Source organism: Alkalidesulfovibrio alkalitolerans DSM 16529 (assembly GCF_000422245.1).
Classification (GTDB): domain Bacteria; phylum Desulfobacterota; class Desulfovibrionia; order Desulfovibrionales; family Desulfovibrionaceae; genus Alkalidesulfovibrio; species Alkalidesulfovibrio alkalitolerans.
The window spans coordinates 31,318-55,538 of the sequence record NZ_ATHI01000027.1 but is presented as its reverse complement, the minus strand read 5'-3'; the positions used below and the strand labels follow the sequence as shown (position 1 = coordinate 55,538).

The following is a 24,221-nucleotide window of genomic DNA, read 5'->3' as shown; positions in this document are numbered from 1 at the left end:
AAGCCCCATGGCAGGCGACCTTGCCCGCCAGAAAAAAAGAAAGACTGCAGCACGATAGCTCCCAACCCCCCGTTGCCAAGCCACGCTCGCCTCGAAAACAGTCAACTTCTCTAAGCGTTTCAATTACGCCGCGCAACGCCCTGAGATGGCGGCTTGCAGAGGCTCCCCGCGTGCGCACTCTCCCGAACTCGCGCCGACGGCCTTTCTCGTAACGCAAAAACTTAATGACGACAATGCATTACTGTTTCGCTACGGTCTCGGAAACACGTTTTCCCGCATCCAGCAGATGCGCGCCGGGAGTGGTGTCTGCTGGCTCTGCGCACGCACCGCTCCACAATTTCCTAAAAAAACACGTTCGGGCACAAAAAAATCAACGCCGAAAGTATGTTGCACGCAGGCGACGCCTCAAGGCCCCGCCAAAATGAACTGGATGACGCTTTCGAGGCGCGCGGGGGTGGAAAAAACCACCGCTTTTCATGTAGTCTCCATGGTAAATCCCAAAGGAGCCTATCATGCGTCTTTGCGCCGGACACGAATACAAGAAGGGCAGTTGCTCCTTCACCTGCTGGGCACCGAAGGCGAAACGGCTCGACCTCGTCCTGCCCGGCCCCAAGGAGGCCCGTCTGCCCATGGAACACCACGGCCAAGGCGTGTGGCACGCCGCAGTCGAGGATGTGGTGCCCGGACTTCGCTACGCCTATTCCCTCGACCATGGGCCGCTCCGGCCCGATCCGACCTCGCATCTGCAACCGGATGGCGTGCACGGACCCTCGGCCGTGGTCGATCATACGGCCTTTCGCTGGAATGATGCGGCCTTCCGCCCGCCCGCCCTGGCCGAATGGGTGATCTACGAGTTGCATGTAGGCACGTTCTCACCCGAGGGCACCTTTGCAGGGGCCATCGCCAAGCTACCGCTTCTGGCCGAACTCGGCGTCACGGTCCTGGAAGTCATGCCCGTGGCCGCCTTTCCGGGGGCGCGCAACTGGGGATACGACGGCGTGGCGCCCTATGCCGTGCACGCGGCCTACGGCGGTCCCGAGGGCTTCAAGTGTTTCGTGGACGCGGCCCACGGCCTGGGAATGGCCGTGATCCTGGACGTGGTCTACAACCACCTGGGGCCGGAGGGAAACTACCTGCGCGAGTTCGGGCCTTACTTCACGGCCGAACACCACACCCCCTGGGGCGAGGCGGTGAACTACGACGGCCCAAACAGCGGGCCGGTGCGCGATTTCGTCGTCGCAAACGCCCTGCACTGGATCAGGCGCTACCACGTGGACGGCCTGCGCCTGGACGCGGTGCAGACCATCCACGACGAATCCGTGCGCCACATCCTGTCCGAGCTTTCCCTGGCAGTGAAAGACGAGGCCGAGCGCCTGGGCAGGCCGCTGCGCCTGATCGCCGAGTCCGACCGCAACGACCCGCGCCTGGTCAGGCCGCTCGCCGTGGGCGGCCTGGGCTGCCACGGCGTGTGGAGCGACGACCTGCACCACGCCCTGCACGCCCTGACGACCCGCGAGAAGCGCGGCTACTACACGGACTACGGCCGGGCCGAGCACGTGGCCCTGGCCCTCGAACACGGCTTTGCCTACCGGGGCGAGTATTCGCGCTTTCGCCGCGCGGCCCACGGCCAACCGCCCGACGGCGTGCCCTGCGAGGCCCACGTGGTGGCCCTGCAGAACCACGACCAGGTGGGCAACCGCATGCGCGGCGAGCGCATCTCGCACCTGACGAACATTGAAGCCGTGAAGACGGCGGCCGCGTGCGTTTTGCTCTCGCCCTTTACGCCGCTGCTCTTCATGGGCGAGGAGTGGGCCGCGGCCGAACCTTTCTCCTATTTCACCAGCCACGGCGATCCCGGCCTGATAAAGGCCGTGCGCGCGGGCAGGCGCAAAGAATTCAAATCCTTCGGCTGGAAGGGCGAGCCGCCCGATCCCCAGGACGAAGCCACTTTCGCGGCCTGTACGCTCGACTGGCAGGCGCGCGAAAAAGCGCCTCACGCCGGGGTCCTGGCCTGCTACCGCGCGCTTTTGGCGCTGCGCCGGGAGGAGCCATTCGCCACGCGCACGCGCGTCTCGGTGTCGGCCCGCGCGCTGCTTTCCGGCGGCAAGGAGCAGGGCGCCGTGGTCATGAACCGCACGGGCGGCGGCCGCGAGGCCGTGTGCCTGTTCCTCTTCGCCCCGAAGACGAGCCTTGATTTTTCCGCCCTGCTTCCGGCCGGGAATTTCTCCCTGGTCCTGGACACGGGCGACGACGCCTTTGGCGGACCGGGCAGGGCCTTTGCCGCCCCCCCCGCGCGGCGCGCGCGCATCCCTGGTCCGCGCGCCCTGGTCCTGGTTCGCGAAACCCACTTGGAGGGCTTATGAGCGACCTGCCTCGCTACGTCTGCGTCCATGGCCATTTCTATCAGCCGCCGCGCGAGAACCCCTGGCTCGACGAGGTGGAGGTGCAGGACTCGGCCCAGCCCTACCACGACTGGAACGAACGCATCACGGCCGAATGCTACGCGCCCAACGCCCACGCCCGCATCCTCGACGGCGAGGGATTGATCGAAAACATCGTTAACAACTACGCGCGCATCAGCTTCAACTTCGGTCCCACGCTGCTCGCCTGGCTGGAGCGCAAACGGCCCTCGATCCACGAGGCCATCGTGCATGCCGACCACATCTCACGCCGGTTGTTCTCCGGCCACGGTTCCGCCCTGGCTCAAATCTACAACCACATGATAATGCCCCTGGCCACGGAGCGCGAGCGCCGCGTGCAGCTCGCCTGGGGCCTGGAGGACTTTCGCCGTCGCTTCGGCCGCGAGGCCGAGGGCATATGGCTGCCCGAGACGGCCGTGGACCTTTTGACTCTCGATCTTCTGGCCGAGGCCGGGCTCGCCTTCACCATCCTGGCCCCGCGCCAGGCCGCGCGCGTGCGCCGCCTGGGTGAGGAGGAATGGCGCGACGTCTCGGACGGTCGCGTGGACCCCACCACGCCCTACGTGCAGCGCCTGCCCTCGGGCCGCACCATCGCCCTGTTCTTCTACGACGGCCCCATCTCCCAGGATCTGGCCTTCGCCGGGCTCCTCAAGAGTGGTGAGGCCCTGGCCGATCGCCTCATGTCCGCCTTCACCGAGCCGGGCGCAAACGGCCGCGACTGGCCGCAGCTCTCGCACATCGCCACGGACGGCGAATCCTACGGCCACCACCATTCCCAGGGCGAGATGGCCCTGGCCTACGCCCTGTCCGTCATCGAGCGCGACCCGGACGTGTCCCTGACCAACTACGGGGAGTACCTGGAGCGCCACCCGCCGACCATGGAGGTGGAAATCTTCGAGAACTCGTCCTGGAGCTGCATCCACGGCGTGGAGCGCTGGCGCGCGGACTGCGGCTGCAACTCGGGCATGAAACCGCACTGGCACCAGAAGTGGCGCGCGCCCCTGCGCGAGGCCGTGACCCGGTTGGGCGAGCGGCTTGACTCCATCCTCGAAAAGGAGGGCGGCGCGCTCTTCAAAGATCCATTCGCGGCTCGCGAGGCCATGATCGAAATCATCGAGGACCACGCGCCCGAAAACGTGGACCGCTTTTTGGCCGAACACGCGCGCCGTCCCCTGGCCGCGCACGAGGTCGTCCGGGCGCTCAAGCTCTTGGAGATGGCCCGCTTCGGTCAGCTCATCTTCACGAGCTGCGCCTGGTTCTTCGACGAGGTCTCGGGCATCGAGACCGTGCAGGTCATGCAGTACGCGGCCAGGGCCATGCAACTCGCCCAGGATCTGACCGGCCAGGACCTCGAACCCGAATTCCGGGAAATCCTGCGTGGCGCGCCCTCAAATGTCCTTGAGAACGGGGCCAGGGCCTACGACGAGTACGCCAAGCCCGCCCGCGTGAACCTGCCGCGCGTGGCCGCGCACTACGCCATGGCCGCGACCTTCGGCCTGGCCGGGGAGGAGCACCGCCTGGGGGCCTATGCCGTGCGTGCGGAGAAAGTGGACAGGCGCACAGCCGGACGCTCCAGCCTTTGCACCGGCACGGCCAGGATGACCGCCCTTGCCACGCGCGAAGAGACCGAAGTGCAGTTCGCCGTGTTGCACGCGGGCGACCACAATCTGGCCTGTGGCGTAGCCCCGCTCGTCGGCGACAAAGACTTCCTCGCTATGCGTTCCGAACTCGCCGAAACCTTCGAGCGTGGCGACCTGGCCGAATCCATCCGCCGCCTGGACGGCCACTTCGAGGGCCACGGCTATTCCGTGCGCGACCTCTTTCGCGACGGTCAGCGCGAGGTGGTGCGCGCCATGCTCAAACCCTCTTACGCCTCTGCCGAGACGGTCCTGCGCCGTATGCACGAGGACAACGTGCCGCTCCTGAACTTCCTCGGTTGGCTTTCCATCCCCCCGCCGCGCCACATGGCCGAGGCCGCGCGCTTCGTCATCAGGACGGACCTCAAGCGCCTCTTCCGGAGCAGGGAGATCGACGTGCGACGACTCGGGGAGCTTCTGGACGAGGCCCAGCGCCGCGACGTGGACCTCAGTGGCGAGAAGCTCGGCCTTCTGGCCGCAGGCTGGCTGGCGCGCAAGGTCGAGAAGTTCGCGGCCGATCCCCTGGACATGGAGCACCTCGCCAAGTTGCGCGAGGCCAGGGAGCACCTCTCGCGTCTTTCGCTGGGCCTGTTGCAGTGGCGGGCGCAAAACGTCTGGTTCGACCTCAATCAGGGGCTTCGCCCCGAGATGGGCGACAAGGCCGCGCAGGGCGACGAGACCGCTACGGCCTGGTGCGAGGCCTTCGACGACCTGGGGCGATTGCTCGGCATGAGGACGGCATGAACACGCCCCTGGCCACCTACCGCCTGCAGTTCCATCCCGGCTTCGGCTTCGCCCAGGCCCTGGTCGCGCTACCCTATCTGAAGCGCCTGGGCATAAGCCATGTCTACGCCTCGCCCATCTTCGCGGCCAGGCCGGGCTCGGAACACGGCTACGACGTCTGCGACCACCAGCGGCTGAACCCGGAACTGGGCGGCGAGGAGGAGTTCGCCAAACTGCGCGCGGCCGCGCGCGACATGGGGTTGTACTGGATACAGGACATCGTGCCCAACCACATGGCCGTGGCGGGCGAAAACCGCACGCTCGTGGACCTGCTGGAGAACGGCGAAGCCTCGCGCTTCCACCCCTTTTTCGACATCGACTGGGACCATCCCCTGGAAGGGCTCAAGGGCCGTATGCTGGCCCCGTTCCTGGGCGATCTCTACGGCCGCACCCTGGAGAAGGGTGAAATCAGCCTCGGTTTCGACGAAGACGGCTTCTTCGCGCGCTACTACTCCCTGCGCCTGCCCCTGGCCCTGGACACCTACCCGTTGCTGCTCACGCGGGGGCTCGGCGCGCTTCGCGCGCGTCTGGGTCGCGACGACCCCGACTTCTTGAAATTCACGGGCGTGCTTTACGCCATCAAGAACCTCCCGGCCGAATCGTTGGAGGAGCGCTACGACCAGATATCCTTCATCAAGCGAATGCTGCACGAACTGTACGCCCAGAGCGAGGCCGTGCGCGGCCACATGGACGCCGTGCTGCGCGAGGCCAACGACGAGGCCTCGCGCGATCTGCTCGACGACATCCTGGCCAGGCAGCGTTTCCGCCTCTCCTACTGGAAGGTCGCGGGCGAGGAGATCAATTACCGCCGCTTCTTTTCCATCAACGACCTCATTTCGCTGCGCGTGGAGAACGAGGCGGTCTTCGACCACAGCCACCGCATGATCCTCGAACGTGTGGCCTCGGGCGACTTCGACGGCCTGCGCGTGGACCATGTGGACGGCCTGTACGATCCCTCGGCCTATCTGCGCCGCCTGCGCGACAAGGCGGGCGATATCTACCTGACGGTGGAGAAAATCCTCATCGGAAACGAGCCGCTGCCCGCGTTCTGGCCCGTGCAGGGCGCCACGGGCTACGAGTTTCTGAACACGGTCACGAGCCTCCTGGTGGAGCCCTCCAACGCGCGCGCCTTCGGCCGCGCCTACGTAGGCTACGCGGGACGTCGGCCGCCACTGGCCCGCATTGTGGCGGAAAAGAAGCGCGGCATCATCGCAACCCATCTCTCGGGCGACGTGGACAACTTGGCCCGCCTGGTGAAAAACGTGGCCAGCCGCGACCGCCACGCCTTCGACATCACCCTGCCCGCGCTGCGCCAGGCCATCGCCGAACTGCTCACCGCCTTTCCGGTCTACCGCACCTATCTTTCGCGTGACTCCTTTCGCCCCGCTGACCTCGGCTACATCCGCGAGGCCGTACGTCAAAGCCGCAAGGCCTCGCCGCTGCTCGCCTCGGAATTCGACTTCCTGGAGCGCTTTCTGCTCCTCGACTTCCCCGAGCGCCTGGGCCAGGAGGAGCGCGGCCAGTGGCTGCACATCGCCATGCGTTTCCAGCAGATGACCGGCCCTCTCATGGCCAAAGGCCTGGAAGACACTGCCTTTTACGTGCACAACCGGCTCATCTGTCTGAACGAGGTCGGTGGCGAGCCCGGCCGTTTCGGCCTGCCTCTGGACGAGGCCCACGCCATTCTGGCCGAGCGCGCCCGCGACTGGCCCAAGGCCATGAACGCCACCGCGACCCACGACACCAAGCGCGGCGAGGACGCCCGCGCCCGGCTGGCCGCGCTCTCGCAATTCCCGGGCGAATGGCGGGAGCTTCTGCGCGCCCTGACCCGCGCCCTGGCCAAAAGCCGCAGGAAGGCCCAGGCCGCAAACGGCCCGCCTGGCGATCCGGACGCCGCCCAGGACGTCACCCAGGACGCGGCGCAGGACATCCCGACACGCAACGACGAATACATGATTGCCCAGGCCGCGCTCGCCGCGCTGCCGTTCGGTGGGGCGGGAAAGGACCGCTTCCGCGAACGGCTGGAAGCCTTTCTAGTCAAGGCGTTGCGCGAGGGCAAGGAGAACACCGGCTGGCTCAGGCCCGACGAGGAGTATGAGAAGACCGCGCTCGAAACGGCCCGGCGGCTTTTCAGGCCGGGCAAAAACGCCTTCGCCAAGGCCTGCCAGGCGCTGCTCGCGACCCTGACGCGGCCGGGCGTCACGGCTTCGCTCTGCCAGACGCTGCTCAAGATCGCCGCGCCGGGCATCCCCGACATCTACCAGGGCACGGAGCTGTGGGACTTTTCTTTCGTGGACCCGGACAACCGGCGACCCGTGGATTTCGCGGCGCGCGAATCCCTGCTCGCGCACATGGAGGCCGCCTTCGCGGACAACCCCGAGCGGCTCGTGCGCGAGCTTTTGGCCACGCCCGAGGACGGCCGGGTCAAACTCTTCGCTTTGTGGAGGGGGCTCTCGCTTCGTCGCTCCCAGACCGCGCTGTTCGCGGAGGGCTCATACGAACCCGTGGCCGTGGAGGGTCCGGGCGCGGCGTGCGTCTTCGCCTTTGCGCGCCGCCTGGGACCGGCCCTGGCGCTGGCGATTTTGCCCGTGCGCGCCGCGCCGCTCTTCGGAGGCGACTATCCCTTGGGCGCGCGCTGGGGTGAGACCAGACTCGTCCTGCCCGAGGAATCTCTTGACGGCCCGCCCCCGCTCATGATCAACGCCTTTACGGACAAACGGCTGCCGCGCGGGCGGATCGTTTTCGTCCGTGACGCGCTTTCCGACTTCCCCGTGTCCCTGTTGACTGGCGAGCCCGATCGGACGACTTCCTGAACGGCCGCCTCCGCGAGGTGTTCAGCGCATGCGCCACGCCCTCATGTTGCCGCTGCTTGTGGTTCTGGCGATCGTGGCCGTCTCGGCCCTTGCCCGGTCCGCGTCCGCCGCGCCCGGCCCCTCCAACCTGCCCTGCCTGGGCTCGCACGACTGTCCCTACGGCGAGTACTGCTCGGTCACGGACATGCGCGGCACGTGCCTGCCGTTCCCCAAGTCCCGTGTCCCGTGCGAGTCGCACGAGCAGTGCGGCCAGGCGGCCTACTGCGATCCCATGCACCTGATCTGCGTGCCCGACCGGGCGCGGCCGCCGTCCCTCATCGGCAAGCCCTGCGATCCGGAGATGGAGTACTACTGCGGCGACGAGGCGGCCTGCTGCGAGATCATGGGCGAGTTCTACTGTCAGGTGGACTGCCCCTAGCAGGCCGTTCCAGATACGCCCTCTGCTGTGTTTCCGTGAAAAATTCAAGGCCGACGCGTATTTCACATACGCGTTGGCCTTGAATTTTTCTTGCGCCTTGCATCCGACGCTTTTGACCGGCCTGCGAGAGAACGCTTAAAACGCCCTTTTACGTGCTCAGGGCCAGGCGGCGGACGGCCTCGGCGTCGGCCGCGCGGCCCGCGGCCTCCAGCGCCTCGGCGTGCAGCTCGTGAAAGCTCCTGCGGGGCTTGAGCGCGGCCGCCTGTCCGGCCAGCGAGACCGCGATCTCCGGATCCTGGCCCTGGTCCAGGTAGACGCGGGCCATGAGGTGGATGGAGTGGGCGTCCTGGGGGTTGTGGGTGATGGCGCGGTGCAACAGCTCGCGCGCCTCGTCGAGCCTGCCCCCGGCCAGGGCCAGCCGGGCCAGATGGCGGCTGGCCAGCCCTTCGCCGCCGGGCGCGGCCGCCGCCTTGGCGTAGTGGCCGCGCGCCTTGGCCGCCTTGCCCTGGCTCTCGGCGATCTGCCCCAGCCGGATCAGGCTGAAGACGTGCTCCGGTTCGATCTTCAGGCAGCGCCTGAAGGCCCTCTCCGCCTCCTTGGGGTCGGAGAGGCGCAGGCAGGTGGTGCCGTAGTTGTAGATGGCCGAGATGTCGCCGGGGTCCGTGGCGAAGACCTGCCGGAACAGCGGCAGGGCCTGCTCCAGGCGGCCGAGCCGCGCCAGGCACACGGCCAGCGAGTTGCGCGAGAGGGTGTTGTCCTCGTCGGCCAAAAGCGAGAGTTTGTATTCCTCGATGGCCGCGTAGGTGTCGCCCTGGGTGAAGAGCCGGTCGGCCGCGATGTTCAGGGACACGGAATCGAAGAGAGCCACCTGCGGCGCGGGCAGAAGCAGGGCGTGGTCGAGCGCCTTGCGGGCGTTGTCCAGGGCGTCGGCGCGCGAAAAGGCGAGGAACGGCCAGGGCGCGATGCCCACGGCAAGCTCCACCTCCAGCCGCTCGCGCGCCGCCCCGGCCAATTCGGCAAAGGCCGCGCGAAGCTCCCCCGGATCGCGATCCGGCACGAACCAGGCCAGGGAATCCAGACTGTAGCGCCCGCCCGTGGCGCTCTCGCCGAGCGCCTTGGCGGCCATGGCCGCAAACTTGCGCAACAGTGCGTCCGCCTGCTTGCGCGAGGCCGCCACCGAACGGCCTCCCTGCCCGGTCAGCCGGGCCAGGACCACGGCGAAACGCTCGAACCGGCCGCGCTCGGCAGCCACGAAGGCCAGAAAGTCTCGGTAGCCGTAAAGACCCGTGAGCATGTCGCGCTGGCCTGCGCCGTCGGCCGCGCCCTCGGGCGGCGGGGCGTGCTCGTCGAGCAGGGTCAGACGGTCGCCCGCCTCGATGGGCCAGGCCGCGTCGGCCAAGTGCAGCACCTCGGCGAAGGCTAGGTCGTCCTGGACCTCGATGACCACGGCCTCGCCCTTGTACATGGTGGGGTACTCCGCGATGAGGCGGCGGCCGTCCGTGGTCGTCAGCCCCCGCGCCTCGTCGAAGCGCGGCGACCAGACCAGGAAGCGCAAGCCCTCGCGGATGTCCACCTCGCGCCCCAGGTTCATGCTGAAGCGCGACAAGGGCAGCGCCTCCAGCACCCGACCGCCTTCCTCCACGATGCGCGAGAAGGCCAGCGCGCGGTCGCGGCCGAGCTCCTTGGCAGTGGACACGGCGCGCCGCGCCTTGCCCGCCAGGACACGGGCCATGTCGCGCGGCGGCAGCACGGTCTGGGGACCGCTCAAGTCCTGGGGAAAAAGCGCATAGCCCGCGCAGGCCGTAAGCGAAACCGGCTCGGGCAGCCCCTTGGGCCGAAGCCGCGCCGTGGCCGCGCGCAGATCCTCGGCCAAACCCTGGCAGTCCTTGGCCGACGCGCCGGGCCACAGGAACGCGAAGCGGTCGTCGCCAAGCCGCGCAGCCGCCACCTGCTCCGGGCACACGGCGCGAAGCGCCACGGCCACGGCCGCAAGCAGCCTGTCGGCCGTGTCCTGGCCCAGGCGCGAAAGGTGCGCGGTGTAGTGGTCCAGATCGAGCAGCACCACGCCCAGGCGGCCCGTGGAGGCCGCAAGCCCCGGATCGACGCAGCCCGAGGCGGCGGGCGAGAGGCAGCTTTGCGCGGCCTCGATCTCGCGCGCCAGGGCCTGCTCGAAGACGTGGCCGTGCAACAGTCCGGTCAGGGGGTCGAGCTCGCGCTCCTTCAAAAGCGACAGGGAGCGCAGCACGAGCCGCGCGGCAGCGGGCAAAAGCGCCAGCGTGCCCTTGGGCGCGCGGATGCGCACGCCCTTGGCCACGAACACGGCCAGCACCGCGCCGTCCTGCACCAGGGGCAGGAGCAGGCGGCGCTCCTTGGAGAGGTGCACGGGCAACCCGTCCGCGCCCGGCATGTCGGGCAGGACGGCTTTGGCCGCGTCCGGAAAGAACAGGGCCGAGGAGCCGAAGTGCAGGAAATCCGCCAGCATCTCGCGCACGCGCGCTTCGTGGCGGATCAGATCGCGGCGGGTCAGCCGCGCGCCTGTGAACGACGATTGGGCGGGCGATTGCGGGGCGGTGTTCGTCATGGCCTGTGTTAGTACCGCCACACCCCGCTCGCGGCAAGCGTCCACCCCCGCACAATCTGCCGCCGACGGCATATGCCCGCATGGTACACAAATGTAGCCTTTTTCCGCGAATGCTTCACAATTGTACGACCTCTTTATGCACCGAATACAAAAAGCCTTTAATTACAGCGCACTACGATCTGGCACGGGTCGTGCTTTATCCCTGGCAGGAGGATACCATCATGCTTGCAACTCTGCTTGTCGCCGCCGTGGCGCTCACGCTTGTGATCTGTGAGGTCGCTCTCGGCCGCCCCGAACGGTTCGCCGCGTCCGAAACCGGAGAGAATGCCGAGAGCCTCGGCTGCCTCGCGCCCCGCATGAGCCCGGCCGAGGCGGCAACCCGCGCCGTGCCGCTGCTTCTGGCCGGGCTCGGCCTGCCCCTGGCCATCGCGCACCCGCTGCCCGGCCTTTCCTGCCTGACCCTGGCCGGAGCGCTCTTCGCCCTCGGGTCTCGGCTTCGTCCCGCGCGCCCGTCCTCGCCCGCCGCAGCGACATCGAGATGACGGCCATCACGGAATTTTTCACGCCCCGCCCTACAGTGGCAATCCGGGAGGGCTTGCGTTATGTAGCCGGACATGACGAACGACGCGAAGATCATCCTGACGGCCTTGCGCGAGCGGCGCAGCATCCGCTCCTTTACCGACGAGCCCGTTGACGACGCCGCGCTGGGCGCGATCCTCGAAGCGGGCCGCTGGGCCCCAAGCGGCCTGAACAACCAGCCCTGGCGCTTTCTGGTCGTGCGGGCCGGGGACGCGCGCCAGGAGACCCTGGCTTTGCACACCAAGTACGCCCACATCGTGCGCGGCGCGGCCGCGCTGATCTGCGTCTTTTTGGAGCGCGGCAAGATGTACAACGCGCGCAAGGATTATCAGGGCGCGGGCGCCTGCATCCAGAACATGCTTCTGGCCGCACACGCGCTCGGGCTGGGCGCGGTTTGGCTGGGCGAGATCATCAACCAGGAGCCTGATGTGGTCGCGGCCATAGGCGTGAACCCCGAGGCTTACGAGATGATGGCCGTGATCGCCTGCGGCCACCCGGCCAAGAAGGGCTCGTCCGAACGTCTCCCCCTCGAATCGCTGCTGCTCGAACCCATCCGACCGTTGACGTAGAATTTTGATGAACCGACCGCTTCCCAATCGCCGCGCGCACGGCGCGAGAAAGACCCGTCCCTGGAATGCGCCCATGCGTGCTCCAGGCGCGGAGCTTTTCGCAGCCGCACGGCTGGCGCTTTGGGGACGGTCCATGAAGGAGCCAACATGCGCGTGACCACCTTCGCCCTGGGACCGCTGGAGACCAACTGCCACGTCGGCGACAACGGAAGCCAAGCCCTGGCCGTGGACCCCGGCGGCGATCCGGCCGAGGTCGTGGAGTTCTTGGAATCCCAGGGGCTCGAGCTTTCGCACATCCTGATCACCCACATGCACTTCGATCACATCTACGGCGCGGCGGCCCTGGCCAAGGCCACGGGAGCGCCCGTGCTGGCTCCGGCGGGCGATGCCTATCTGCTCGAATCCGAGCTCGGCCGGGGCGGTTTCATGGGCTTTCCCCTGGTCGACGACTTCGACTGGCAGCCCGTGACCGAGGGCGTGTACGAGTTCATCGGCCAGCCCTGCCACGTGTTGGCCACGCCGGGCCACACGCCGGGCAGCGTCTCCTACTGGTTCCCGGACGCCGGGTGCGTCTTCGCTGGCGACCTGATCTTCTACCGCAGCATCGGCCGCACGGACTTTCCCGGCGGCGACATGCAGACCCTGCTCGACTCGGTGCGCGAGAAGATATTCTCCCTGCCCGAGAACACGGTCATCTATGCCGGGCACATGCTCGACACCACGGTGGGCGCGGAAAAACTGCACAATCCGTACTTCCGGAACATGCATCTCTAACCCCGCAAACGCCGCCTGCCCATGAGCCGCACACCCCGCCTGACCGTAACCATCGCGGCCTACAACGCCGCGAAATGGCTGCCCGTGGCCCTTGAATCCTGCCTCTGGCAGAGTCTGCCCGAGATCGAGGCCGTGGTCGTGGACGACGGCTCCACGGACGACACCGCGCGCATCGCGGCCCATTACGCGGCCCGCGACGAACGGGTGCGGCTCGTGCGCCAGGAGAATGCGGGCGCGGCCAAGGCGCGCGCGGCGGGCCTTGCGCATGCGCGCGGCGAATATCTGATCTGGCTCGACGCGGACGATTTTCTGGACCGCCATGCCGCCAGGGAGATGATCGCCACGGCCGACCGCGACGGGGTGGACATGGTCTGCGGCAACGCCGTGGTCTTCTCCGAACTGACCTTCAACGCGCGGCGCTATTTTCACCACCCCCCGGACTCGGGGCTGACCTTTGACGAGCCCCGCTACTGGAAGAGCAAGGTCTGCTGGCGCTGGATGTTCCGCACGGCCTTTTTGCGCGAGCGCGAGATGGTCCACATCCCGCTTGCGCGCGGCGAGGACGTCTGCTTCATGTTCTCGGCCCTGTGCCAGGTGCGGCGTTTTTCGCAAAGCCCGCACCTGTTCTACTACTTCCGGCAGGACCACAAGGGCATGGGCTCACGTGTGGACATCGAGGTGGAGCACGACATCGGCCACTTCGTCCACGCCCGGCGCATCCTGCTTCAGGCCGGGCGCATCAAGCCGCTCATCAAATACTTGACCGAGAACTATTTCCGAAACATCAAGAAGATGATGCCGCGCATCGCCGCGGCCGGAGAGCACTGGGTACAGCGCACCGCAGACATCAGCCTGGAGATATTCGAGGGGCTCGATCCGCGCTGGTTCACGGCCGAATACCTGGCTCCGGAGCTTTCGGCCGAGCCGGAGTTCGTCCCCCTGGCCGAGGCGCTCATCGCCCGCGACAGGGAGCGCGTCCTGGCCGAGCTTCGCGCCTGGAGCGAACGCAGGGCGCACGCGCCCGAGGTGGACAAAAAGAGTACGTTGCATCTCTTGCGCCGTCGCGTGAAGGCGTTTTTGAACCCGCTTTCGCACATGGCTAGGCGGCGGTTGCGCGAGTTGGAGGCCCGGGCCTTTAAGCGATTGCGGACCATGGCCGACGCGCCCGAAGCGGCAACGCGGCCGACGACCACGGGAGGAACGGGATGAACGCACCCAAGGTGTTCATCGACCTGACGGCCAAGTGCTGAGGCGTGGGCCTGGAGGTAAGTTGGTACCTCCGTCTCGGACGCCAGGAGATACTGGAGGCGCTGGTCTCGCAGAAGGCCGCGTCGCAGGTGCGGGCGAGCTTTGCGCTGGACTGCGGCTTTCGCATGGAGGCCGAGGATCGCGGCGAGGCCGTGCTCTTCCGCTTTACCCGCTCGCGGCCGGAGAAGGAGACGCCGTGAATCCGTCCATATCAGGCGAAGCCGTTGTCTTCGCGGGCAGCCCGCGCAAGGGCGGCAACTCCGACGCGGCCGCCCAGGCCTTTGCCCAGGGCGTGCGCGAGGCAGGCGGCCAGGCCCGCGTCATCTTGCTGCGCGGGCACGATCTCATGCCCTGCCGGGGCTGCTACGGCTGCCGTCCGGACCTGGGAGGACGCTGCGTGCTGCCCGACGCCCAGGCCGTGGTGGAGTTGTATGAAACGCTTCTGCGCGCGCCGCTCTTCGCCTTTGCCGCGCCGGTCTTCTTTTACCACCTGCCCGCCCACGCCAAGGCCTTCATCGACCGCAGCCAGCCGTGGTATCTGCGCTGGGAAGCTGGCGATCCGCTCATGCGCGCCTTGCCGCGACGCACGGCCCATCCCCTGCTCGTTTCGGGCCGGGCCGAGGGTGAGCGGCTCTTCGAGGGCACCCTCCTGACGCTTAAGTATTTCTTTTTGACCTTCAACGTGCGCCTGGCCCCGGCGGCCGAGCTGCGAGGCTTCGACGGCCCGCACGACCTGGCCACGAGCCCGGCCGGGCTCGACGGATTGCGGGCCAGGGGCGCGGCCGCCTGGCAGGCCCTTTCGGCCAAGCCGTGAATCCGCGCTCGGCCATCGACACGCTGATGGCGCGGGTGGCCGAAGCTTTCGGCGCAAGCGAGACGCGCTGCCAGTGCTGCGGCGCTTTGGCCACGAAGATTCCGGGCGAGCTTCCCTTGTGCCCCGAGTGCGCCCGCGAGCTGCGCCTGCGAACGGGCGGGTATTGTCCGCGCTGCGGCGCGATCTTCGCCGACGAGACGGCCGCGCCGCACCTGTGCGCGGCCTGCCTGCGCTCGCCGCCCCCCTACGAGCGGCTGACGTTTTTCGCGGCCTACGCCCCGCCCCTGGACGAGTGCATCCTGAGCTTCAAGTTCGCGGCCGCGCTCTCGCGCCAAAACCTGCTGTGCGCCATGCTGCACGCGGCCTTCGCGCGCCTAGGACCGCCCGTGCCCGACGTCGTGGTTCCCGTGCCACTGCACGAAAGACGCCTGCGCGAGCGCGGCTTTAACCAAAGCCTGGAGCTTGCGCGCGGCCTGGCCGGGCGGACCGGGATCGGACTTGCGGCCACGGCCTTGTCGCGCCTGCGCGACACCGTGCCCCAGGCGCGGCTCGAACGGGCCGAGCGGCTTTTGAACCTCAAGGGCGCGTTCGCCGCCGATCCCAGGCAGGTCGCGGGCAGGCGCGTGCTGCTCGTGGACGACGTGAGCACCACGGGCGCGACCCTGGTCGAATGCACGGCCGCGCTGCTCGCCGCGGGCGCCGCGACCGTGGACGTGGCTGTCCTGGCGCGCACCGCCGAGCCCGACATGCGCGCGGAACCTGTCTCCCGGTAGCCGCCCCTTTCGCTGGCCGCGCAGACCTGCCCGTATCCGGGTTGTTCAAAACCACGTTTCCTGTGGAAAAAGATTCGCGCCGCGCCCTGTCACACCGCACGTTCTTTTGCCTGCGCCGGGTTTTGGCCAACAACGACCTTTGTATCTCCGACAATTTTGAAAACATTCTGCAACATGCTAATTCCGCAAGGAAAAAATTGTTGCCCCCATTGTTTCCTAACCCTATCGTGCACCCTGCAGATATGGAGGGGGATTTTCACGGCATTCAGGAGGGAGCAATGGGACATCTTTCCGTCGGTAAACGAATAGCGGGCGGCTTCGCAGTCGTCCTCGCCTTGTTGGCGGTCGTGGCGGTCCGCTCCTACGTGGTCGCCACGGACGCGAGCGAGGGCTTCGCCGCATACCGCGACCTCACGCTCGGTGCCAACGCCGCGTCGGATTTCGACAGCGAGCTTTTGCACACCCGGCTGGTGGTCAAGGACTTCCTGGTCAGCGGGGCCGAGACCGACAAAGTCAAATTCGAGGAAGAGGCAGGGGAGTTCCTTGAAGCCTTGGAGCGGGCACGAGAACAAAATCCCTCTCCCGAGCGTGCCGCCATGATCGACACGGTGGCGCGGGTCTTCGCCGACTTCCGGGCACATTTCAACGAAGCCGGGGAATACACACGCACGGTGGAAAGACTTCTCGCCCTAGTCATCGAGCCCGAAGGCACGGCCATGGAGCGCGCCCTGTTCTCGCTCATGCGCGGCGGGCGCAACGACGACGACCTGGACATGACCTATGCCGCCTCAAACGCCCTGCGCCGCCTTCTGAGCGCCCGGGGCAACGTCTTTCGTCACCTGGATACCGGCTCGTCCTCCGCGTCCGACATGGCCGAGGGCGATCTGGCCATGCTCGAAAGCGCCCTGGACAGCATCGACAGCATGCTGGCCGTCCGGGGAAGGTCCGGAGAAATCGACGCGGTGCGCCAGAGCCTCTCGCATTTCGCAGAGGCCTTCCGGGAGGCGTCGCAGGCCATCGTGCGGCGAAACGCCCTGGTCGAGGATCTGCTCGACCCGGCCGGGGACGAGATCGCGGCCGTCGCCCAGGGCCTCGTCGAGTCCGTGCAGCAGGAGCAGGACGCGCTCGGCTCGACCCTGGAGGGGGAACTCGGGCGCGGGGCCGTGATCGTGGCCGTCGTCTCCGTGGCCGCAGCGGTCGTGGGCGTGCTCTTCGCCGTGCTCATCACGGCCGGGATCGTAGGGCCGCTGACGCGCACGGCCAAGGCCGCGGAGGACGTGGCCCAAGGCAGGACCGACATCGACCTCGAACCCAAAGGGAAGGACGAAATCGCGGCCATGCAGCGCGCGCTGATCAACATGGTGGAGCAGTTGCAGACGCGCATGGCCGAGGCGAAAAAGGCCGAGGCCGAGGCCCGGGCGCAAAGCGAGGAGGCCACCCGCGCCATGCGCGAGGCCGGCGAAGCCAGAACCCGGGCCGAGGCGGCCCAGGCGCGTACCGTCGAGGCGGCCGGACTTCTTGAGGAAGTCAGCGAGCGCGTGGCCTCGGCTTGCGAGGAGATATCCGCCCAGGCCGAGCAGGGCGCGGCCGGAGCGGCTAGACAAAGCGAGCGCGTGGCCGAGACGGCCACGGCCATGGAGCAGATGAACGCCACGGTCCTCGAAGTGGCCAAGAGCGCCTCCTCGGCCGCCGAAACCTCGGGCAAGGCCAGGGCCGAGGCCGAGGGCGGAGCGGACGTGGTGCGAAGCGCGGTGCAGGCCATCCAGGAGGTGGAGACCCATACCGGGCGGCTCAAGGCCAACATGGACGCCCTGGCCTCCCAGGCCCAGGACATCGGCCGCATCATCGGGGTCATCGACGACATCGCGGACCAGACCAACCTGCTGGCGCTCAACGCGGCCATCGAGGCGGCGCGGGCCGGCGACGCGGGCCGGGGCTTCGCCGTGGTCGCGGACGAGGTGCGAAAACTCGCCGAGAAGACCATGGAGGCCACCAAGGAGGTCGGCCAGGCCATCCGCGCCATTCAGGATGTTTCGCGCCAGAACATGGCGGGCATGGACGACGCTGCGGGCGCGGTGGACAAGGCCACGGGCCTCGCGGACGAGTCGGGCCGTTCCCTGGCCCGCATCGTGGAACTGGTCGCCTCGGCCGCGGACGAGGTGCACTCCATCGCGGCCGCGAGCGAGGAGCAGTCCGCCGCGAGCGAGCAGATCACGCGCGGCATCGAGGAGATCAACCAGATTGCCGGGGAGACGAGCCAGGGCATGGGCCAGACCGCCCAGGCCATCGGCGAATTGAACGCCCAGATCGCGGAACTGCGCGAGATGGTGGGCAAGCTGAAATCAGAGTAGCCGCCCAGGCCGTTGAAAAAGCTTCATCTGCGGCGTTGCTTCGAAAGCGCCGCGTCCTCGCGTATGTCTTGATACGCGTCGGGCGCGGCGCTTTCTTGCGCCTTGCATCTGCGGCTTTTTGAACGGCCTACAGAGCAAAATAACCAACATGAGAAAGCCCCCCATGTCGCGGACACGGGGGGCTTCGCCGTTCTCATGCTGATATTGCAGACATTCTTGTTCGCAAAACTTCCCCCTTAACTCTTCCTCTGAACGAACGGATCATTTTTGTATCCACTAACATGAGGTAGGAAGCATGAAGAAAAACAAGAATCCTTATTCTAATTCAATAATTCGCTGGTTCACACGAATTTTGATAGAAATTTTCATTAGGAAATTAGTGGGCAATATTATAGACTTTGTAGTAAGCAATCACCTCCCCTATTGATCCTGGAAGCAGCAAGGCCCTATGCTTCGGGGCCCTGCTGTCATTTTTTCATCTCCGTTCTCCGGGGGCTTGAGCCGTTGCCAAACTCGTTTCCCCAGCCTTCCCAAGGCTGCTCAAAAGGGCCAGATGCAAGGCGCAAGACAAATCCAGGCCCGAAGCGTATTTGGAATACGCGAGGGACTGGATTTGTCGCGGCAACGCCGCGGATGGCGCGTTTTGAGCGGCCGAAGCAAAGGACGGCTATTTCCCGGCCATGGCCCTAAGCCGCGCGATGCGCTCGGGGATGGGCGGATGGGTGGAGAACCAGCGCGCCATGGAGCCTCCGGAGAAGGGGCTGACGATGAACATGTTCTCCGTGGCCGGGGAGGCGTCGAGCGGCACGCCCCGGCTGGTGCGGTCCAGCTTGTCCAGGGCCGAGGCCAGGGCCAGGGGCTGGTGCGAGATGCGCGCGCCCGTGGCGTCGGCCAGGTACTCGCGCGAGCGCGAAATGGCCATCTGGATGACCATGGCCGCCATGGGCGCGAGGATGGCCAGGACGATGGCCGCGATGGGGTTGCCGCCCTCGCTGTTGCTGGAGCGGCCCATGCCGAAGATCGCGCCCCACTTGATCATGCTCGAAAGCATCATGATCACGGAGCCCAGGATCGCGGCCACGGTCTGGATCAGGATGTCGCGGTTGGCCACGTGGGCGATCTCGTGCGCCAGCACGCCGCGCACCTCCTCGGGCGAGAGAATGCGCATCAGCCCCTCGGTCACGGCCACGGCCGCGTTCTCGGGATTCCTGCCGGTGGCGAAGGCGTTGGGCGATTCCTGGGGCACGATGTAGAGCTTGGGCTTGGGCACGCCCGCATTGCGGGACAGTTCCTCGACCATGGCGTGCAGGCCGGGCGCGTCGTGCGGGGCAAGCTCGCGGGCCTTGTACATGGACAATACGATCTTGTCTGAGAACCAGTAGCTGCCCACGTTCATGGCCAGCGCGAAAAAGAAGGCGATGACGAGGCCGGTCTGGCCGCCCATGGCGTTGCCGATGATCAGGATGAGCGCGGTGAGCGCGCCCAGAAGCAGCGCGGTCTTGAGTTGACTGGTCATTGTGGCCGGTCTCCTTGGAATTGCTTTTTTGACGTTTGCAGTCTGTTCGAAATCCGTTCCCTGGGCCGCGCAAAAAGCGCCGGAAGCACGCCGCGCGAGACGGATTCGCCCGGCTCGAGGCAGCGTCGCGGATGACGCCTTTTCAGCGGCCCGGCCCGGTCAGTCGCGCATGGCGACGTGAATGCGCCGACTCGATGCTGGTTTTTCACGCTTGGCGAGGACGATGGTCAGCAGACCGTCGCGCAATACGGCGCGCGCGCCGTTCGCCTCCACCTCTGTCGGCAGCGGCAGTACGCGCTCGAAAGGCCCATGGGCCCGCTCCAGGGTGTGAAAGGCCGGGCCCTTGGAATCCTTGACGAAGCGCCGCTCGCCGTACACGCGCACGTGCCCCTTCTCGACCTCCACGGCCATGTCCTCGGCCGCAAGGCCGGGCAATTCGATCTCGATGGTCACCTGGTCGGCCGTCTCGTAGACGTCTGCCCTTGGCTGCCAGACGAACGCCCCTTCGTGGCGGTTTCCGGGCCGCTCACGCGCGCCGCGCGGATCGGCAAGGTGGTCCATGAGGTCGTCCATGCGTCCGCGCATGTCCTCGATGAGCAGCCAGGGGTTCACGTTCAGCTTGGCCATGTCTTCTCGCCCGCCTTGGTCTTTCTAGATATTGGGCCGCGCCGCAAAGGGCGCCTCATGAAGCCCCATTACACATTCGTTTGCCATGCCACAAGGCGCGAAAGAGCCGTTAAAGAAGGTAATATCCCTCTGTCGAGTGTCAATGCCGCATCGCCCTCGCCTTGCCAAGGCCAAGCCGCGCGGGTAGGTTGGCGCAGGTTGAGCGAACCGAAGAGCCCACGAGGATACGCGCCATGTTTCCGGAAATCTCCTGCCTACCCGCTCCAGAACTGCCCGAAGATCTGTCCATCAGCAGCCTGGGTCCGGCCAAAATCCCCTCGAACCTGCGTTGCGGCCGTTTCATCCCGGACGATGCGCGGATCTACGTCCACGTCAGCCCGAGCGCGATTCCGCCAAACGGCGTCAATCCGACCATCGAGATGGCCGGGCCGCGCGAGCGCATCTACTTCGACCCCACCAAGACGCGTTGCGCCATCGTCACCTGCGGCGGGCTTTGCCCCGGCATCAACGACGTCATCCGGGCCATCACCCTGGAGGCGCACCACAACTACCGCGTCTCCTCGGTGCTCGGCATCCGCTACGGCCTGGAAGGTTTCATCGAGCGTCACGGCCACACGCCCCTGGACCTGACCCCGGCCGCGGTGGCCAACATCCATGAGTTCGGCGGCACCATCCTGGGCTCCTCACGCGGGCCGCAGCCCGTGGAGGAGATCGTGGACTTCCTGGAGCGCAGGAACATTTCCTGCCTTTTCGTCATCGGCGGGGACGGCACCATGCGGGCGGCCGCGCGCATCGTGGAGGAAATCACCCGGCGCAAGGTCAAGATCGCGGTCATCGGCGTGCCCAAGACCATCGACAACGACATCAATTTCATCTCCCAGACCTTCGGCTTTGACACCGCCGTGCAGGAGGCCACGCGGGCCATCCGCTGCGCCCACGCCGAGGCGCTGGGCGCGCCGAACGGCATCGGCCTGGTCAAGGTCATGGGCCGCGAATCCGGCTTCATCGCCGCGCAAAGCGCCCTGGCCCTGCGCGACGTGGATTTCGTGCTCGTGCCCGAGGACAACTTCGAACTCGACGGGCCGAAGGGCTTTCTGGCGGCGCTCACCCGCCGTCTGCGGCGGCGCGGTCATGCCGTCGTCGTGCTGGCCGAAGGCGCGGGCCAGGCTCTCCTGCGCTCCACGGGCGAGACCGACGCCTCGGGCAACATCAAGCTCGGCGACATCGCGAGCCTCATCATCAGGCGTGTGGCCGAACACATGAAAGCCGAAGGCATCGACCACACTCTGAAGTACATTGATCCGAGCTACATGGTGCGCTCCGTGCCCGCCAACTCCAACGACTGCATCTACTGCGGCTTCCTGGGGCAGAACGCCGTGCACGCGGCCATGGCGGGCAAAACCGGCATGGTCGTCTCCAAATGGAACGGCTACTACGTGCACATGCCGCTGTCCCTGGTCACGCAGGGCCGCAAGAAGATCGACGTCTGCTCCAACTACTGGCGCAGCGTGCTGGAGAGCACGGGTCAGTACGTCTATTTCAATCCCGACGGCGGCTAGGCCGACCCGACGACGACCTTGGCAGGCCCCCGCAAGGGGGCCTTGTCCGTCGCCCACCCCCGCGAAATGATTCCTGAATGAAGAAACGGAGAACGCCCATGCGCGAACGCCTCGACCAGACCATCGCCTCCATCCGCCCGGCCGACTTATCCCTGCGTGAACGCGGCCAGGCCCACCTGGACAACCTGACCAAGCCGCGCGGCAGCCTCGGCCGCCTGGAAGAGATCGCCCTGTCGCTGTGGCTCGTGGGCCAGGGCGAGCCGCCGCGCGCGGATCCCTGCCGCGTCTACACCGTGGCCGGAGACCACGGCGTGGTGGCCGAGGGTGTCTCGCTTTTCCCGCAGGAGGTCACGCGCCAGATGGTCCTGAACTTCCTGAGCGGCGGCGCCGGCATCAATGCCCTGTGCCGGGCCTCGGGCATCGGCCTGAAGGTGGTGGACGCGGGCTCGTGTGGCGGGCGCTACCCGGAGCATCCGGACCTCATCCAACGCAAGATCGCGCCGGGCACGGCCAACTTCGCGCACGGCCCGGCCATGAGCGAGGAGCAGTGCCTTGCGGCGCTTCATCTCGGCCTGGACCTGGCGAACGACTGCGCGGCCGAGGGCATACGGGCAGTGGGCACGGGCGACATGGGCATCGGCAACACCACGCCGTCCACGGCTCTTTACTGCGCCTACCTGGGTTTTTCGCCCGAGGAAGTCACGGGGCCGGGCACGGGGCTCGACGCTGCGGCCGTCAGCAAAAAGGCCGTGGTCATCCGCCGCGCCATCGAGGTCAACCACACGGCTCTCGACAAGGGGCCGCTGGCCGTACTCGCGGCGCTCGGGGGCTTCGAGATCGCTACGCTTTCCGGACTCATCCTGGGTTGCGCGGCCAGGGGCATCCCCGTGGCGGTGGACGGATTCATCTCCACAGCGGCCTACGTGGCCGCGCTTCGCCTGTGCCCCACGGCCGCGGACTACTGCTTCTTGTCCCATGCCTCGGCCGAGCCGGGCCACGCCCGCATCTGCCAAAAGCTCGGCGCGCGGCCGCTGTTCGATCTGGGCATGCGCCTGGGCGAGGGCACTGGCGCGGCGCTGGCCCTGCACCTGATGCGCTGCGCCTGCGCCATGTGGAACGAAATGGCGAGTTTCGCGGATGCGGGTGTAAGCGAAGCCGAAACCTAGCAGACCGCTCCAAAAGCACCATCTGCGGCGTTGCGGCGAAAAATCCAGTCCCTCGCGTATTCTTTGATACGCGTCGGGCCTGGATTTCCCTTGCGCCTTGCATCTGGCGCCTTTGGAGCGGTCTGCGAAGCGGTGCTTTCGGGACAGTCTGCTATCCCAACACCACGCCTGATTTCTTGAGTAGGGCATAGAGGTGGGACTTGGAGACGCCCGAGCGGGCGACCATGGTCTCGATGTCGCCGCCGGTCTCACGCGCCAGGGCGTTCAGGTAGGCGCGTTCGGCTTCGTCCTTGAAAGCCTTCAGCGGCAGGTGCACGTCCACACGCATGTGGTCAACGGGCATTTGCGGCGCGGCCGCCTCGGCGATGGCGGGCCGCTCCTCCCCGGCCTCGGACTCCATGGGCCGGGCGCGGGCCACGGCGGCCCGGGCCAGCGCGATGCGCAGGTTTTGGGGCAGGTGGCGGGCGTAGAGCATGGGCGAGGTGCCCGCGGCGTGAAAGGCCGATTCCAAGACGCCGAACAGCTCGCGCACGTTGCCCGGCCAGGAATGCGCCGCCAGGGCCTGGAAGAACTCGGGGTCGTAGCGCTTGGGCGGCATGCCGTGCTGCTCGCACAATGCGCCCATGCGATACATGGTCAAAAGCTTCAGGTCCTGGCTGCGCTCGCGGAGCGGCGGCAGCTCGATGACAAAGGTCTTGAGCCTGAAGTAGAGGTCCTGGCGGAACGTCCCCTCCTGTACCATGTCTTCGAGGTCGCGATTGGTGGCCGCGATGAGCCGAAAATCGCTCGACTCCTCACGGACCCCTCCCACGGGACGAAAGCGCCGCTCTTGGAGCACGCGCAAAAACGCCTTTTGCAGCGAGAGGGTCATCTCGCCCACCTCGTCCAGGAAGAGCGTGCCGCCGTCGGCCAGGGCCACGAGTCCGGTGCGGTCCGTGGTGGCCCCGGTGAAGGAGCCCTTCTTGTGGCCGAACAGGGCCGATTCGACCAGATTCTCGGTCAGCGAGGCGCAGTCGATGACCACAAAGGGTCCGGTCGCGCGCGGGGAGTTGGCGTGGATGGTGCGGGCCACGAGTTCCTTGCCCGTGCCCGTCTCACCCACGAGCAGCACCGGGGCGGTGGTGCTCGCAGCGCGGCCTATTTCCTCGTAGCAGCCCTTCATGCGAGGCGAGAGCCCGACCACGCCGTCCAGGACCAGTTCCGCCGGGCCTTGGCTGGCGCGCTTCTCCTGGCGGTAGAGCAGGGCCCGCTCCAAGGTCAGCATGGTCTCGCGGATGGGCGTGGGTTTGACCAGGTAGTCCCACACGCCTTCCTGGATGGCCAGCTCCGCGCCGTCCGGGTCGCCCTGCCCGGTCAGGATGATGACCTCGGGCGCGTCGTCCAGGACTTTGATCGCGGGCAGGGCAGCAAGGCCGTCGCCATCGGGCAGGCGGATGTCCAGGAACACCACGTCCACCCCGCCCGCCTCGACCCGCTTGAGTCCCTCGGCCAGGGTCGGGGCGGCGAGCGCCGTGTGCCCCATGCGCTCGATAACCCTGCGCATGGTTTCGAGGATGCGTTCATCGTCGTCGATGACCAGCACGATGGCCATGC

18 protein-coding genes are annotated in these 24,221 nt (G+C 67.0%); 14 read left to right on the top strand and 4 right to left on the bottom strand.

The genetic code is table 11. The annotated features are described in order from the left end of the window. Positions 1 to 512: 512 nt before the first annotated feature. From treZ to DSAT_RS09845, 4 genes are read left to right on the top strand one after another with little or no spacing between them, the layout of a single operon-like run. Positions 513 to 2,363 (top strand): malto-oligosyltrehalose trehalohydrolase, encoded by a 1,851-nt coding sequence (treZ, locus tag DSAT_RS09860; RefSeq protein WP_020887364.1) that lies wholly within the window; start codon positions 513 to 515, stop codon positions 2,361 to 2,363. Then, positions 2,360 to 4,801, top strand: a complete 2,442-nt coding sequence (locus DSAT_RS09855; RefSeq protein WP_020887363.1) for a DUF3536 domain-containing protein — start codon at positions 2,360 to 2,362, stop codon at positions 4,799 to 4,801. The genes treZ and DSAT_RS09855 overlap by 4 nt, the downstream gene beginning before the upstream one ends. Next, positions 4,798 to 7,653, top strand: coding sequence for a malto-oligosyltrehalose synthase (gene treY, locus DSAT_RS09850; protein WP_020887362.1), 2,856 nt, complete (start codon positions 4,798 to 4,800; stop codon positions 7,651 to 7,653). Before DSAT_RS09855 ends, treY begins: the two co-directional genes overlap by 4 nt. 28 nt (positions 7,654 to 7,681) lie before the next feature. Then, positions 7,682 to 8,071 (top strand): Dickkopf N-terminal cysteine-rich domain-containing protein, encoded by a 390-nt coding sequence (locus DSAT_RS09845; protein ID WP_020887361.1) that lies wholly within the window; start codon positions 7,682 to 7,684, stop codon positions 8,069 to 8,071. A gap of 148 nt (positions 8,072 to 8,219) precedes the next feature. On the opposite strand, the gene DSAT_RS09840 is transcribed toward DSAT_RS09845, so the two are convergent. Further along, positions 8,220 to 10,652, bottom strand: coding sequence for a tetratricopeptide repeat protein (locus DSAT_RS09840; RefSeq protein WP_020887360.1), 2,433 nt, complete (start codon positions 10,650 to 10,652; stop codon positions 8,220 to 8,222). A 221-nt stretch (positions 10,653 to 10,873) separates the two neighbouring features. Between DSAT_RS09840 and DSAT_RS14905 the strand changes: the two genes are divergently transcribed. The 8 genes from DSAT_RS14905 to DSAT_RS14895 all read left to right on the top strand — a co-directional run bounded on the left by DSAT_RS14905 (position 10,874) and on the right by DSAT_RS14895 (position 17,760). Beyond that, a complete protein-coding gene (locus DSAT_RS14905) occupies positions 10,874 to 11,194 on the top strand; it encodes a hypothetical protein (protein ID WP_020887359.1) in 321 nt (106 codons plus the stop codon). A gap of 72 nt (positions 11,195 to 11,266) precedes the next feature. After that, positions 11,267 to 11,800, top strand: a complete 534-nt coding sequence (locus tag DSAT_RS09830; protein WP_020887358.1) for a nitroreductase family protein — start codon at positions 11,267 to 11,269, stop codon at positions 11,798 to 11,800. 147 nt (positions 11,801 to 11,947) lie between these two features. Further along, a complete protein-coding gene (locus DSAT_RS09825; RefSeq protein ID WP_020887357.1) occupies positions 11,948 to 12,574 on the top strand; it encodes an MBL fold metallo-hydrolase in 627 nt (208 codons plus the stop codon). 21 nt (positions 12,575 to 12,595) lie between these two features. After that, complete coding sequence (locus tag DSAT_RS14900) at positions 12,596 to 13,783, top strand: glycosyltransferase family 2 protein (protein WP_020887356.1); 1,188 nt, start codon at positions 12,596 to 12,598, stop codon at positions 13,781 to 13,783. Positions 13,784 to 13,827: 44 nt separating this feature from the next. Then, positions 13,828 to 14,022 (top strand): hypothetical protein, encoded by a 195-nt coding sequence (locus DSAT_RS09815; RefSeq protein ID WP_020887355.1) that lies wholly within the window; start codon positions 13,828 to 13,830, stop codon positions 14,020 to 14,022. Further along, on the top strand, positions 14,019 to 14,636 hold the full coding sequence (locus DSAT_RS09810) for a flavodoxin family protein (protein ID WP_020887354.1): 618 nt from the start codon (positions 14,019 to 14,021) through the stop codon (positions 14,634 to 14,636). The genes DSAT_RS09815 and DSAT_RS09810 overlap by 4 nt, the downstream gene beginning before the upstream one ends. After that, entirely contained in the window at positions 14,633 to 15,409 is a 777-nt protein-coding gene (locus DSAT_RS09805; protein WP_020887353.1) for a ComFC family protein, read from the top strand. Before DSAT_RS09810 ends, DSAT_RS09805 begins: the two co-directional genes overlap by 4 nt. 278 nt (positions 15,410 to 15,687) lie before the next feature. Beyond that, positions 15,688 to 17,760 (top strand): methyl-accepting chemotaxis protein, encoded by a 2,073-nt coding sequence (locus tag DSAT_RS14895; RefSeq protein WP_020887352.1) that lies wholly within the window; start codon positions 15,688 to 15,690, stop codon positions 17,758 to 17,760. 667 nt (positions 17,761 to 18,427) lie between these two features. On the opposite strand, the gene DSAT_RS09795 is transcribed toward DSAT_RS14895, so the two are convergent. After that, positions 18,428 to 19,276 (bottom strand): zinc metalloprotease HtpX, encoded by an 849-nt coding sequence (locus DSAT_RS09795; protein ID WP_020887350.1) that lies wholly within the window; start codon positions 19,274 to 19,276, stop codon positions 18,428 to 18,430. A 159-nt stretch (positions 19,277 to 19,435) separates the two neighbouring features. Further along, on the bottom strand, positions 19,436 to 19,903 hold the full coding sequence (locus DSAT_RS09790; protein ID WP_020887349.1) for an Hsp20/alpha crystallin family protein: 468 nt from the start codon (positions 19,901 to 19,903) through the stop codon (positions 19,436 to 19,438). Positions 19,904 to 20,136: 233 nt separating this feature from the next. Here DSAT_RS09790 and DSAT_RS09785 point away from each other — a divergent pair, with 233 nt between their 5' ends. Together DSAT_RS09785 and cobT are read left to right on the top strand one after the other, a co-directional pair. After that, positions 20,137 to 21,462 (top strand): ATP-dependent 6-phosphofructokinase, encoded by a 1,326-nt coding sequence (locus DSAT_RS09785; RefSeq protein ID WP_020887348.1) that lies wholly within the window; start codon positions 20,137 to 20,139, stop codon positions 21,460 to 21,462. A gap of 98 nt (positions 21,463 to 21,560) precedes the next feature. After that, complete coding sequence (gene cobT, locus DSAT_RS09780; RefSeq protein ID WP_020887347.1) at positions 21,561 to 22,628, top strand: nicotinate-nucleotide--dimethylbenzimidazole phosphoribosyltransferase; 1,068 nt, start codon at positions 21,561 to 21,563, stop codon at positions 22,626 to 22,628. 151 nt (positions 22,629 to 22,779) lie between these two features. Here the strand turns inward: cobT and DSAT_RS09775 are convergent, their stop codons facing one another. Next, positions 22,780 to 24,219 carry a sigma-54-dependent transcriptional regulator gene (locus DSAT_RS09775; protein WP_020887346.1) on the bottom strand — a complete coding sequence of 480 codons (1,440 nt, stop codon included), beginning with the start codon at positions 24,217 to 24,219 and terminating at the stop codon, positions 22,780 to 22,782. Between the last annotated feature and the right edge of the window lie 2 nt (positions 24,220 to 24,221).

Coding starts and splice junctions, on each gene's coding strand:
- treZ (WP_020887364.1), top strand. CDS start 513: ATGCGTCTTTGCGCCGGACACGAATACAAGAAGGGCAGTTGCTCCTTC.
- DSAT_RS09855 (WP_020887363.1), top strand. CDS start 2,360: ATGAGCGACCTGCCTCGCTACGTCTGCGTCCATGGCCATTTCTATCAG.
- treY (WP_020887362.1), top strand. CDS start 4,798: ATGAACACGCCCCTGGCCACCTACCGCCTGCAGTTCCATCCCGGCTTC.
- DSAT_RS09845 (WP_020887361.1), top strand. CDS start 7,682: ATGCGCCACGCCCTCATGTTGCCGCTGCTTGTGGTTCTGGCGATCGTG.
- DSAT_RS09840 (WP_020887360.1), bottom strand. CDS start 10,652: ATGACGAACACCGCCCCGCAATCGCCCGCCCAATCGTCGTTCACAGGC.
- DSAT_RS14905 (WP_020887359.1), top strand. CDS start 10,874: ATGCTTGCAACTCTGCTTGTCGCCGCCGTGGCGCTCACGCTTGTGATC.
- DSAT_RS09830 (WP_020887358.1), top strand. CDS start 11,267: ATGACGAACGACGCGAAGATCATCCTGACGGCCTTGCGCGAGCGGCGC.
- DSAT_RS09825 (WP_020887357.1), top strand. CDS start 11,948: ATGCGCGTGACCACCTTCGCCCTGGGACCGCTGGAGACCAACTGCCAC.
- DSAT_RS14900 (WP_020887356.1), top strand. CDS start 12,596: ATGAGCCGCACACCCCGCCTGACCGTAACCATCGCGGCCTACAACGCC.
- DSAT_RS14895 (WP_020887352.1), top strand. CDS start 15,688: ATGGGACATCTTTCCGTCGGTAAACGAATAGCGGGCGGCTTCGCAGTC.
- DSAT_RS09795 (WP_020887350.1), bottom strand. CDS start 19,276: ATGACCAGTCAACTCAAGACCGCGCTGCTTCTGGGCGCGCTCACCGCG.
- DSAT_RS09790 (WP_020887349.1), bottom strand. CDS start 19,903: ATGGCCAAGCTGAACGTGAACCCCTGGCTGCTCATCGAGGACATGCGC.
- DSAT_RS09785 (WP_020887348.1), top strand. CDS start 20,137: ATGTTTCCGGAAATCTCCTGCCTACCCGCTCCAGAACTGCCCGAAGAT.
- cobT (WP_020887347.1), top strand. CDS start 21,561: ATGCGCGAACGCCTCGACCAGACCATCGCCTCCATCCGCCCGGCCGAC.
- DSAT_RS09775 (WP_020887346.1), bottom strand. CDS start 24,219: ATGGCCATCGTGCTGGTCATCGACGACGATGAACGCATCCTCGAAACC.